Annotated in this window: 8 protein-coding genes; 7 read left to right on the forward strand and 1 reads right to left on the reverse strand. The window is 41.8% G+C overall.

From position 1 onward, the window contains the following. The first annotated feature begins 23 nt into the window (after positions 1-23). Together VEB00_11335 and VEB00_11340 are read left to right on the forward strand one after the other, a co-directional pair. Complete coding sequence (locus tag VEB00_11335; GenBank protein HYF83605.1) at positions 24-1,610, forward strand: FAD-dependent oxidoreductase; 1,587 nt, start codon at positions 24-26, stop codon at positions 1,608-1,610. A 127-nt stretch (positions 1,611-1,737) separates the two neighbouring features. Then, a complete protein-coding gene (locus VEB00_11340) occupies positions 1,738-2,466 on the forward strand; it encodes a lysophospholipid acyltransferase family protein (protein HYF83606.1) in 729 nt (242 codons plus the stop codon). Between the two features lie 195 nt (positions 2,467-2,661). Here VEB00_11340 and VEB00_11345 read toward each other — a convergent pair whose 3' ends face one another. Continuing rightward, positions 2,662-6,036 (reverse strand): hypothetical protein, encoded by a 3,375-nt coding sequence (locus tag VEB00_11345; GenBank protein HYF83607.1) that lies wholly within the window; start codon positions 6,034-6,036, stop codon positions 2,662-2,664. A 272-nt stretch (positions 6,037-6,308) separates the two neighbouring features. Between VEB00_11345 and VEB00_11350 the strand changes: the two genes are divergently transcribed. The 5 genes from VEB00_11350 to VEB00_11370 all read left to right on the forward strand — a co-directional run bounded on the left by VEB00_11350 (position 6,309) and on the right by VEB00_11370 (position 13,266). Further along, complete coding sequence (locus tag VEB00_11350; protein ID HYF83608.1) at positions 6,309-7,331, forward strand: LacI family DNA-binding transcriptional regulator; 1,023 nt, start codon at positions 6,309-6,311, stop codon at positions 7,329-7,331. A gap of 213 nt (positions 7,332-7,544) precedes the next feature. Further along, entirely contained in the window at positions 7,545-8,972 is a 1,428-nt protein-coding gene (locus VEB00_11355; protein HYF83609.1) for an extracellular solute-binding protein, read from the forward strand. Between the two features lie 219 nt (positions 8,973-9,191). Further along, entirely contained in the window at positions 9,192-10,028 is an 837-nt protein-coding gene (locus VEB00_11360; protein HYF83610.1) for a sugar ABC transporter permease, read from the forward strand. A gap of 6 nt (positions 10,029-10,034) precedes the next feature. Continuing rightward, positions 10,035-10,916: a carbohydrate ABC transporter permease gene (locus tag VEB00_11365; GenBank protein HYF83611.1), complete on the forward strand. Its 882-nt coding sequence runs from the start codon at positions 10,035-10,037 to the stop codon at positions 10,914-10,916. Positions 10,917-10,956: 40 nt separating this feature from the next. After that, positions 10,957-13,266, forward strand: coding sequence for a glycosyl hydrolase family 65 protein (locus tag VEB00_11370; GenBank protein HYF83612.1), 2,310 nt, complete (start codon positions 10,957-10,959; stop codon positions 13,264-13,266). The last annotated feature ends 1 nt before the right edge of the window (position 13,267 follow it).

The raw sequence follows: 13,267 nt of genomic DNA on the forward strand, positions 1-13,267 counted from the left end.
CGCGAAATATATAGGAGAAAACAATGATTAAAATAGCTGACTTAATAATACCCCTAACGTATGATTTCAAAGTTCTTGAGGACATTGTTGCAAAAAGGCTGCAAATTGAGCACAGCCGCATTGAATGCATTAACATTGCAAAACGCTCGGTAAATAACCTCAATAAGCAGGACATATATTTCAATATGACCGTTATTGTGTATGTTTCAGGAGATGAAGATGAAGTAATATCACTTAACAGGGATAAATGCATATCCAAAGAAGGAGAGTTAATTTACACTGTGCCGAAGAAGAAGCTAAAAGAGAGACCTGTTGTTGTGGGCTGTGGTCCGGCGGGAATGTTTGCGGCGCTGATACTGGCACAAGCAGGGGCCAGACCCATACTGCTGGAGCGAGGTCTTGACGTGGATAGCCGCAGGCAAAGCGTTTTAGAATTTTGGAGGACAGGAGTTCTTGATACCAATAGCAATGTCCAGTTCGGAGAAGGGGGTGCGGGTGCCTTTTCTGACGGCAAAGTAAAAACCGGAAAAAAAGATTCTCGTAAGATGAAGGTTTTTAGGGAACTTGTAGAGGCTGGAGCTCCGCCTGAAATAATGTATTTAAGTAAACCGCATATCGGGACAGACCGCTTGAATGAAACGGTTAAGGGGATCAGGGAAAAGACGATAAGTTTAGGTGGAGAGGTACGATTCGGCGCAACCGTTACAGAGATACTGCGCAAGGACGGGCAAGTGACTGGTGTAGGCTTTGTTGAAGATGGGAAGTATGCTGAGCTTTCTACAGATAATGTAGTTCTGGCTATCGGACACAGTGCACGTGATACCTTTGAGAGATTACTGGTCAGCGGCATTTATATAGAACAGAAGCCCATTGCGGTGGGAGTACGTATTGAACACTCACAGGAGATGATCGACAAAATCCAATACGGAGACTTCGCCGGGCACCCTGCACTTGGTGCAGCTGATTACAGAATGGTAGTGCATTTGAAGAACGGAAAGGGTGTATATACTTTCTGCATGTGCCCAGGGGGAACAGTTGTCGCGGCGACATCCGAAGAAAATGCTCTAGTTACAAATGGAATGAGCGAATACGTGAGGGATGGCAGGAATGCCAACACTGCACTTTTGGTGACTATTGAGAAAAAAGATTTTGGAAGCGACCATCCCTTGGCGGGTGTCGCGTTTCAACGTAAGATTGAAGCAGCAGCATTTGAAGCGGGCGGCGGAGGCTATAAGGCACCAGTGCAAAGACTGGAGGATTTCCTTCATAAGCGCAATACAACAGCCTTCGGGGATGTACTGCCTACCTACCTGCCTGGAACCGGGTTCAACCAGGTGGATTCTTATTTGCCGGACAATATCACAGATTCACTGCGTCAAGGTATCTCGGAGATGGGTGAGTGGATGCCGGGCTTTGCCTACCCGGATGCGCTGCTGACGGGGGCTGAAACTCGCAGTTCCTCTCCTGTGCGCATTACAAGAGGGAACAACCTGGAAGCCATTGGCATCAAAGGTCTTTATCCTTGCGGAGAGGGAGCGGGATATTCGGGAGGTATCGTTTCCGCTGCCGTGGACGGGGTGCTTTGTGCTGAGAAGATATTAGGCAGTTGAAAGATTTAGATTTATATATTTTGGAATACTTTTCAATTTGTTGATTTTGAGATAGAATAAGAAAATGGATTATAAAAAAGGATTTATAAAATGTGTTTAAGAATTAATTACCAATGGGGGTGAGGATATGTTCCGTACGATAGCTTGGTTCGGTTACTTCTGGCTTTATCTTATAAAGATTATGCCTGAATATTTTAAAGTGAACCGTCTTCTAAAAGAGGGGAAAATCAAAGAACGGGATTTGCTGGTGGATTCAGTAGCTTCGAAATGGGCTAAAGCCTTATTAAGATTTGCGGGTGCCAGGGTGAAGGTTATTGGTGCTGAAAATGTACCTTCAGATCGTGCGGTTTTATTCGTGAGCAACCATCAGGGAAATTTTGATATACCGATATTCTTGGGATGTATTAATAAACCCAAAGCATTTATTGCAAAAGTTGAAATGCTCAAGATGCCAATAATCAGCACATGGATGAAGCAAATGAATTGCGTATTTTTGGACAGGCAGGATTTGCGTCAAAACTTGCGGGTAATGAATGATGCCACAGAATACTTAAAAAAGGGATATTCAATGGTTATTTTTCCTGAAGGCACGCGCTCAAAAGGGAAAACGATGGGAGAATTTAAAGCCGGCAGCTTAAGAATGGCAATAAAAGCAAATGTCCCTATCGTTCCTGTTACTATTAATGGAAGCTATAAATTAATGGAACAAAACGGATTTATAATAAAGCCGGCAGAAGTAGAGATTGTAATATCAGAGCCTATTGAGACTATCGGCCTCACAAAAGAGCAGACTAACGAGCTGAACGAAAAAGTGCAGTCAATTATAGCAGGCAATTTAGAGGCAGGTCTGCTCTAGACGATTTACACATTCACATGGGTGGAATAAATTATAATGAAAAAAAAGCACTAAATTGGAATATTACCAATCTAGTGCTTTGTCACTGTTCTGAGGGAGCATAAGCTCCCTCCAGTTTATCCGGCTACTTGTTAAAGATTTACAGCGTAGTTTGCACCTTTCGGATGCAGTTACCGCATTAGGTGGTGCTGCAGGTTATAGATTCACATTTGCCGTGTTCGAGTAAGCTGACAATCCTGCCTCATTCACGGACGCTACCCGATAGCTATAGCTATTGCCAGGCACAACAGTACTATCAGTGTAGTTTACATTACCTGTAAAAAGTCTGGGTCCAACTGTAACGAGTGTGAAATAGGCTCCACCATTATCAGAGCGTTCGATCACAAAACCAGTCTCGTTACTGGCGTTGTCCCGCCAGGTCAGACGAACTCGTGATCCGGTTAGCCGTATTGCGGTCAAGTTGGTTGGGGCCGCTGGCGGCAGAATCTGAATTTGACCAACCTTTACGATGTTTGAAGAATCAGAGTCAACTGTCACCGTTGGGAAGCCAGGAGTGGCAGTATCACCCACAGTGTTGGAGGCAACCACTCGGTAGTAGTAAGCATTGTTCGTGTTGCCAATTGGATCGCGGTATGAAGTTGAACCGGATGGCAGAGTTGCTATAGTAGTCCATGGCCCGATATTATTGACCGATTTTTGAACAGTGAAGCCAGCCTCGGTTGTCGAGTTATCTGTCCAGGTTAAAACCACACGCCTGTTGAAAAGAAAACCGATAATATTGGCAACTAGATTGGATGGTGCTTTCGGTGGAACGGCGAACGCCATCGCATGCATCATATCCATCTCTTCGTGGGCGAGAATATGGCAGTGATACACGTACTCCCAGCCAAAGTTCACGTAGTGGTTGGTAACTTGATTAATTGGATTTCCCAATGGGTCGAACCATCCTGCAGGTGGTGGTGGTGTTAGTATAGAACCCAGGGGCATTGCCGGGTCGATTAGGCGAACACTGTTTGGTACCTCGAATGGTACCTGCGCAGGGGTAGGAATATTCGGCCTCAGCGCAATAATTGTATGCTCGAGCGGGTTCACCCTGAAGGTTTCCTTCCAACCCAGTTCGTTAGGATCAGGCGGTATCATAGCCCCGTCCCAGGCGACCCGGTTGATGAGCTGTGCCGAAAACAGGTGGGTGTGAATGGTATGGGTATCCACACCGTTATGAGTGATCTTCCAAATCTGAGTTCCGTCATTAAGAGAGCCAATAGGAGTTGCATTAAGATTTACGGTACCTTTGACAATCTCAACGGGTGGACTGGCATAGCCGTACACTACAAATTGATTGAAGGCGGAACTGGTGACCGGGAATTCAAGTCCAAGCATACCACTCATCCGTCCATATCCGGTGTCGTAAACTTCACCCATTTCGTCTTGCAAAGCCTTCGGTCCGATCTGTAGGGTAACAGGTGACAGAAGAGCTCCGTTCGCATTTATCGGTCGAAAGGTCTTGGAAAACTCTTGAAGTTGCACATAGGCACTGGCAGCATCAGCAGGTAGATTAGTAACGTTATAGGCAGAGTTGTAAGCGGCCTGTGGTATAATGATCGGATCATGGGTAGCTTCAAAGACGCCTCTTTTTATATTTGTTTTAGCAAACACTGTTTCTAACAAAGTTATGTCGTATACAGGAGCGGGAGTAGAAGCTGCCACTCTTATCTGCATGATCGTACGGATGTTGGGTCCGTAACCAGGCTGCGTGGTCGGCGCACCACCGTCAGCAGTAAGATCCGGGTTACCCGTGTAGTAGTCATAGCGTGGGTCGGCCGCCGGGAAAGCTGCGGGAGCGTCATTGTAAAGAATGAGGGTTTTTCCGGCATACTGGGAAAAGTCAACGATAACATCTGCTCGTTCTGCGGTTCCAAGCAGCAGCGAGTGTTGATCGACATTTCCGAAGTTGAAGTTTGTTGGATTCAGGTTCCAGGTGATGGGCTGGCTGGGTATTACCACAGGTGCTGGCAGGAAACCGCCTTCGGTACCAATCTGAATCCAGTCCGGTCCCTTTAAGGCAGGATCGGGTATGCCGCTTGGCCAGTCTGCAGGAATGCCCGGTGTTCCACAAGCTGACACCATCTTGACTTCTGTAGCATATCCCGTGTCAATTGAGATATGACCGGCAGAGTCAGCTACATACATCTGCAGGTTGAAAAAACGGTCATCAGCAGCATTTAGGATGCGGAAACGGTAAGCCTTGGGCTCCACTTCCAGATAGGGGTAGGCAGTACCGTTGACAATGGGAGTGTCCATAAACGCTTCACCCGGCATCGAGGGGTAAGGCATCGCAGGCATCATCGGCGGTTGCTCGGGCGCATTTACAGGGTCGTAGTAAGGGTTCGGAATCGGCCCATGTTGAATATTCGTTGTGGGTGGCCAAAACCACGGACCATACATCCAGCGGCCAAACGGGTTTGCTCCGCTGGGATCCCATGGATTCTGGGCAGGGCTATAGACATGAGGATACCAAAGGTCGCCGGTATAGGGTGTGCCTGGCGTCGTTCCCCATGCCCAAGTAGGGTCAGTATTGAGAATGGTGTTAGTATCAACGAAGGTCTTATCTTGGATAACCAGGGGAATACCAAGTCCGGGAAGAATCTTTTCCAGGCCTGGATTGACCCCGGTTTCGTTGGTGCCATTCATAAGATCCTGTTCGACCCGGTCTGTCAGTAGATAAGCTGCGGCTTCTCCGACATAGACATTAAGGCGAGTGATACCATAGGAGTGATCATGATAGAACATCAACCTTGCACTTTGTGCATTGGTGTAGTATAAGGTCTGTATGCCATCGCGGGGGTTGTCTACATTCTCCATATCAGGGACATTCACTACACTGACACCCTGAGGGTAGGGAGTGTTTTCTCCCGCCGGGGTAATCCACTGATGCGGTGTCCCATCGCTGATCCAGACGGTATTATTACCATGGAGATGGACATTGGCTCGGTTTTGCGTATAATTCATAGACATGGCATCATGTCCTAGCGGTCCATGCCCTGCTCCCATAACGGTTGTATCCACCGGCACGAAGAGGTCACCTCCAGCACCTGTAGGAAGCAGATTATAGAACTTGATGCGCACTGGTATGTCACGGGTGGCAATAATAGCAGGTCCCATATAATGGGGCGCATCTACAGCGTAAGCCTGAGTACCATCACCTTTTAAAACCGGCACACCATTATGGGTCAAAGCAATATGAGCACCGGGAACGACTGTTGTAGACAATTGCACATAGCCCCGGAGCATGGTGGGTGGCAGATCCGAGTGCATCTGTTCTTTAAACTCAACCACGGCGATTTCGTAGTAGTCGGAACCCGGATAGGTTGTCGTATCGGCGACAGCAACCGGGATATACTGACCTAATGCGTTTGCGCTTATAGGTCCCAGCCCCGGCATTGCATCAATGAATTTTCTCAGGGTTGGACTATAGGCCCAGTTGGCAGTACCAAAATAGTCCGGAACCAGGTATCCAGTATCCGGATCGGGCACGAGAGCCTCTCGGACTAAAGCTTTGTTAGCCTGCATTTTTTCTCCTCCTTTTAAATTTATTTATGCAGCGATGTTTCTACTGGCATTTGGCATCTTTTGAGCGTTTCTACTTTTTATCTATTTTCAGTACATATTATTAATTATTTGCACTATTTGTGAGTGTATCATCATAAAAGGTAGATCGCCGGTTGTCAACTTTTAGTATTCGTTCTCAAATATTTATTGATTTGACAAAATTATTGATATAGACTATTCTTGGAAATAATATCAATTGTTGATTATTTAATAGGGTTTTTTGGAGGAAGTATATGGTAACTTTAAAAGACATTGCTAAAGAAGCAAATGTTAGTGTTACTACTGTGTCAAATGTCATACACGGAAATCATAAGCGTGTTGCACCGGAAACGGTTGAGAAAATAAAAATGATAATTGAAAAAACTAATTACGTTCCAAATATGACTGCCAGATCTTTAGTAAATAAGCTATCGAAGATAATTGGTGTAATTAATCATGTAGTACCGGAAAAAAGCGGCAACTTTATTTCTGATCCATTTCATAGTGTTGTGATTGAAGGGATCGAAGAGAAGCTTCGGGAAAAAGGCTATTATTTAATGGTACGTACCGTATATAGTGAAGATGAATTATTTTCATTGCTTCGCAACTGGAATATAGATGGTTTGATTTTAATTGGACTGTTTCAGGATGAGTTTTTCGAAAAGCTGATGAATGCTGATGTACCCTTTGTATTGATTGATAGCTACATAGATAACCATAAGGTACTGAACATTGGACTTGAGGACTGCAATGGAGGGTATATGGCTACCAAGTATCTTATTGATAAAGGGCACAGGAATATAATTTTTGCATCTCCCATAATTAAGTACAACGGAGTTGTGGAAGAACGTTTTAAAGGATATAAGACGGCACTTAAAGAAGCGAATATTACATTTGAAAAGAAGAATGTATACCAGCAGGAGATTACTATTACGGAAGGTATAGAGCTAGGGCATAAATTAGCCTATAGAACCGATGTGTCTGCTATATTTGCAACTGCAGATATATTGGCTGCGGGCATTATATCCGGTCTCAATGAGCAAGGGAAAAGGGTTCCGGATGACTTCTCAGTTATAGGCTTTGATGACCTGTATATCAGCTCTCTTACAGCGCCAAGGTTAACTACAATACATCAAGACGCACAGGAAAAGGGCAAGGTTGCAGCTGAGTCATTGATTAGAGTTATTGAAGGAAATCCAGTTGAAAATAATAATATAATTATGCCGGTTACATTAGTAGAAAGGCATAGTGTGAAAGATATTTCAAATGTAATATAGAAAAAAATAATAGAAAGTTGATAATTAGGGCTAAGCATATATTTTAATAGGGATGCTTAGCTTTTTTAAGTGTAAATTGTCATAAAAATCAAATTATTCCATATTGACAAATAATACAAAAATGATATAGTAAAAATAGGTTTAACGTTAAACCTATTTTATCAATGTTTGACGTTTAACCTGGAAATAAATATTTTATTAGGGGGAAATTAAATGAGAAAGAGCATTCAAAGACTTATTTCCTTAGGTTTAATATTATTGATGCTTCTATTGGCAGGCTGCGCGAAGAGTGGCACAGAAGCCAGCAAACCAGCAGATGCTCCAGCGCCAACACCGGAAGAAATAACACTTAAGCTTGGTATTTGGCCGGAGGATACATTAACTGATGATATCAAGATGCATGAAAAATGGGTAGAAACTTTTAACGCTAAGTATCCCAATGTTAAAATTGTACCGGCATACTATAAGTATGCAGTAGATACCTTTGTATCCTTGGCAGAATCAGGAAATCTCCCTACAGTATTTGAATCCTGGTACACAGAACCACAGAAGCTCATTGAAGGTGGATTTGTAAAAGACATTACTGCCGAGCTTCAAGAACTTGGATGGGATAAAGCTATGAATCCAACCATAAAAGATTTACTGTCAAAGGATGGCAAAATTTATGGTATTCCACGAGATGGATATGCATTAGGATTAATGATAAATATTGAGTTGTTTGAAAAAGCGGGATTAGTAGACGCTAATGGCATTCCAAAGTACCCGAAGACATGGGATGAACTTGCACAAACAGCTAAAACAATAAAAGATAAAACTGGAAGTGCCGGTATATGTATATTAGCTAGAGATAATGCCGGTGGATGGCATTACTCCACTATAGCCTGGGCTTTCGGCGCACAGATGGAAGCGCAGAAGGACGGCAAATGGATTGCACAGCTTAACTCGCCTGAAAATATAGCAGCAATGAGCTATGTAAAGGATTTAAAATGGAAATATGATGTTATGACAGCTGATCCGACAAATGTAGATTGGAGTGGAGGCCACAAGGCTCTTGGAACCGGCGAGGCTGCAATGCATATTGGAGCAAATGACGCTGTAAACCAACCAACTCAAGTTAATGGATTAAACATTAAGAAACTTGCTCTTGTACCTCTACCTGCTGGTCCTGGTGGACAATATTCATTAATGGGCGGTACACCTTATATGTTCTCTGCTAAAGCTACTTCTGAAGAAGTTAAAGCAGCACTTAGATACTTGGAAGTTATGGGAAAGGCTCCGGTAGTAACACCAGAATCTTTGGCCGGTATAGAAGCTGATGCAAAAAATAAAGTTACAGCGGGAGTACCTGTTATTCCTGACTTTCCAGCATGGATTGCACCGGATTTCGTAAAAGCTAAAGAGGAAGTTATTGCAAAGAACTCAAATGTTGACATGGCACTCTATAATGACTACTATAGCATTTTAAAGAAGCAGGGCAATCTGCACCTTGAAGAGCCAAAGCTCACCCAGGATATGTATGCAGAATTAGCTAAGGTGCTTCAAGCTGTCGTTACTGACAAAAATGCAGATGTTAAGAAGCTTCTTGATGCTGCAAATACTAATCTCCAAGACCTGCTAGACAGTCAAGTGAATAACAAATAATCAGATTACTATAATTGCATTATTAAAATTTATTTATACACCGTGAAAGGAAGGGATACTCTATACTTTCACGGTGTATACTCTGAATACCAAAATTGCTGGTTAACTACATAAAGGCAGGGGGGGATTCGATTGCTTGATCGGAAGTTTGAATTGAGTAGAGAAAGAGTTATAAAGTATAAATCGCCAGGTGTCATTAAACAAAACATTTCCGGATGGATGGTCATGGCACCTACCCTTCTTTTATTTGCTTTTTTCGTTTGGGAACCATTACTGGCAAGTATCCGCCTTTCATTCTATAGTGCAAAAGGCATGAGGGTTATAGAATTTGTAGGTTTTAAAAATTATATTGATGTACTCCATCATCCCGACTTTCTGCCTGCTATAAGAAATACGTTTTCTTATACCATATGGTCTCTGGTAATTGGTTTTTTAGTGCCAATCGTTTTGGCCATCATAATCAACGAAATGGTACATGCCAAATCATTTTTCAGAGTGGGGACTTATTTTCCCAATATTGTACCTGGTTTGGCTACAGTTTTAATGTGGGGATTTATTTTCAGACCTGGCAAGACCGGTGTGCTTAATATCATTTTAGGCCAGTTGGGGATTGAGCCGATGGTTTGGCTTAGTAACCCAAAGCTAACGATACCTTTGATAGTTGTTACCATGACCTGGAAGGCTGCAGGAGCCACCGCACTCATTTATCTGGCTTCACTTCAAGGAATAAACCCTGAGCTATATGAAGCTGCCATTATAGATGGAGCTGGCATATGGGATAGGATCAAGCATGTAACCATACCCGGTCTTCGCAATTTAGCCCGTACTCTTCTGATCCTGCAGGTAATATCCGTTTTCCAGATTCTTTATGAACCATTGGTTATGACTAATGGCGGTCCAAATAATGCTTCTATTTCAATAATGCAGCTGGTCTTCAAATATGCATTTGAGAAATTTGACTATCCAAAGGCTGCTGCAGTTTCGGTTATTATCAGTATATTCTTAATCATATTGACAGCAGTTTATAATAAATTCAGCAAAGTACAGGACATATAGAAAGGAGTGAGTTTATTGTCAAAATTGCAGAACAAGGATAATGGCATTATTACACGGTCAGATCTGAAAAGGCCTCAAGTACGGATTCTATACTATGCTTTGTTTACTATCTGCTTGATTATTACGATAATTTCAATTGCTCCTCCTTTATGGGTGCTGCTTTCCAGTTTTAAGGATATCAAGGAATTTACCATAGAGCCAACCATACTTCCAAAAGAATATGATTTGAATAGATTTATAAAAACATGGAATGACCTTAAATTCTTCAAGTTTTATGTAAACTCATTTTACTCTGTAGCCGGCAGTGTTGTATGTGCAATAGTATTCAATGGTTTGCTGGCATTTGCGCTTTCCATAATCAAACCAAAGGGATCAAAATTTATCTATGCACTTGTGCTGGGAAGCCTTATGGTTCCTGCAACTACAAGCATAGTGCCTTTATTTATTAATATTAATAAATTGGGCTTGAGTGGAACCTTCTACCCGTTGTGGTTCTCTATCGGAGCCAATGCTTTCTATGTAGTTTTGTATAAGCAGTTTTTTGACACACTTCCAAAATCAATTATAGAAGCAGCCAGGATAGATGGGTGTAATAATCTTCAGATATTTACCAGGATAGTAATGCCGCTTAGCAAGCCGATCACAATGGTAGTCGCGATGTATGCAGTTAATTATGCATGGTCTGATTTCTTACTTCCTTATCTGGTGCTTAATAATTCAGGACTCGAAACGGTTATGGTACGTTTATTCCAATTCAGAAATGGCAAGACAGCGGATGTTGATATACTGAGAGCTATTGTATTTGCAATAATTCCACCAATTATATTATTTACAGCCTTCCAAAAACAAATTACTCAAAGCAATACTCATTCAGGGGTAAAGGGTTAGTAGAAAACACTTTAAACTTTATAGCAAGGCGGGGGTTACTATGGCAAAAATTGCAGATGTATATTATAAAATTGATCCATGGAAAATTATAGAGGAGGGCTTTGATCCAAATCGGAATATGGTATCTGAGTCAATATTCTCATTGGGAAATGAGTATATGGGAGTAAGAGGATATTTTGAAGAGGGTTCATCCTGCGATAGTCTTCTTGGGAGCTATTTTAATGGCGTATATGAATTTTCCTATGATAAAAACAAATCAGCCTATAAGGGAATCGTAGATCATACCCACTTTATGGTTAATTCAGTAGACTGGCTTTATACCAGAATATTAGTTGATGGCCAGGAGCTGAATCTAAAAACCGCTAATTTTGATAACTTTATTAGGGTATTGGATCTTGGAGAAGGCACACTTACACGTGAATTTGTTTGGAATACCCAATGTGGCAAGAGTATAAAAATCAAGTTTTTAAGATTCTTAAATATGGACAGAACTAGTGAAGGCTTTCAAAGAATTGTATTTGAGCCTATAAATTTCTCGGGAAATGTTGGGCTCATAATGGGGTTGGATTTTGGCGCCATTCATGCTTCTGAACAGAGAAATTTTTGGAATGTAATTAAAAAAGAAGCAACTTATGACATTGCTGCAATTATTGGGAATACCCTTACTTCAAATCAAAGGGTTTTTTCAGGTTTCAAGCTTATAGCTGATAATATCATAAATAAGAGCATTTACGAGAGGGATAAAGCCATTGGTTATAAGTTTTCTTTGGCGCTTACACAAGGTGAAGCAAGCTCGGTGGATAAGCTTATATCTAATATTGTTCTAAAGGACTCGTCTTTGGATAATGAATATCTTTGGAGCACTGGCATCAGCCAAGTTTTGGCTCAGTCAAATAAAGGACTGGATTTGGCTCTGAAAGACAATAAGGCGCTATGGAATAATATTTGGGATAGGTTTGATATTCAAATCGATGGTGATGAAAAAAACCAGCAAGGTATTCGTTTCTGCATTTTTCAAATGCAGCAAACATATAATGGACATAACCCTAATAATAATATTGGTGCAAAAGGCTTAACAGGTGAGGCATATAACGGGCATGCATTCTGGGATACAGAAACTTATTGCCTGCCGTTTTATATATTTAACAATTTAAAAGCTGCTAAAAATCTGTTGGAATTCAGATATAGCAATCTTGACAGGGCTATGGAACGCGCAAAGATGCTCGATGGTCAAGGGGCTTGCTATCCAATTGCAACGTTAAATGGGGAGGAGGCTTGTGATCTTTGGCAGCATGCCAGCCTTCAATTTCAATCCAGTACTGGAGTTGCTTATGGTATTTGGCACTATGTGCATATAAGTAATGATAAGGAGTTTTTATTTACGCACGGAGTAGAGATGCTGGTTCAAATCAGCAGATTCCTAAAGTCTCGTGGAGCATGGGGCCAAACCAGCAACCAATTTGGGTTCTTCTCAGTCATGGGGCCTGATGAGTTTCACATGATGGTGAATAATAACTGTTACACCAACTATATGGCAAAAAAAACCTTCGATTATACATTAGATGTTCTAAAAGAAATGAAAGAAAAATCAGTGCTTCAGTATAATGAATTGAAAAAGAAAACGGGATTTACTGAGACTGAGCTTCAAAGCTTTGAAGACTGTTCGAAAAATATGCTTATACTGTTGGATGAAGATAGCAGTGTTTACGAGCAGCATGAAGGATATTTTAATCTGCCTCATATTGATGTGGATTCCATACCTGTTGAGGAATTTCCGCTCTACCACAGTTGGTCCTATGACAGGATATATCGTTCCGATATGATAAAGCAGCCTGATGTTTTGATGTTTATGTTTTTATATAATCAAGAATTTAGTCTTAAATGCAAAAAGGCTAACTATGAATATTACGAGCCCAGGACTATTCATGAGTCCTCGCTTTCCCCATCTGTTCATTCGATTTTTGCATCAGAGCTCCAAAGACATGAAGAAGCATTCAACTTCTTTGGCTTTGCAACTCGCATGGACCTTGACAACTATAATAGAAATACTAAAGAGGGGCTGCATACAACAAGTCTGGCCGGAGCTTGGGTAAATATTGTTTATGGCTTTGGCGGAATGAGAAGCGATGGTGAGATGCTTAAGTTTAATCCATCCATCCCTAAGGCCTGGAACAGCTATAGCTTTAGGATTGTATACAAGGATGCAGTACTATCTATAAAAGTTAATAAGCGGAGTTTAAGCTTCAGGGTTATGAATAGTAAATCTGTAACAATAGAGATATACGATGAAAAATATGAAATCGGCCCTCGGGGACTAACTATAGCGATACCGGACTGTTGGAGGGGATAGT

This window comes from Clostridia bacterium, assembly GCA_035628995.1.
GTDB lineage: Bacteria > Bacillota > Clostridia > Lutisporales > Lutisporaceae > BRH-c25.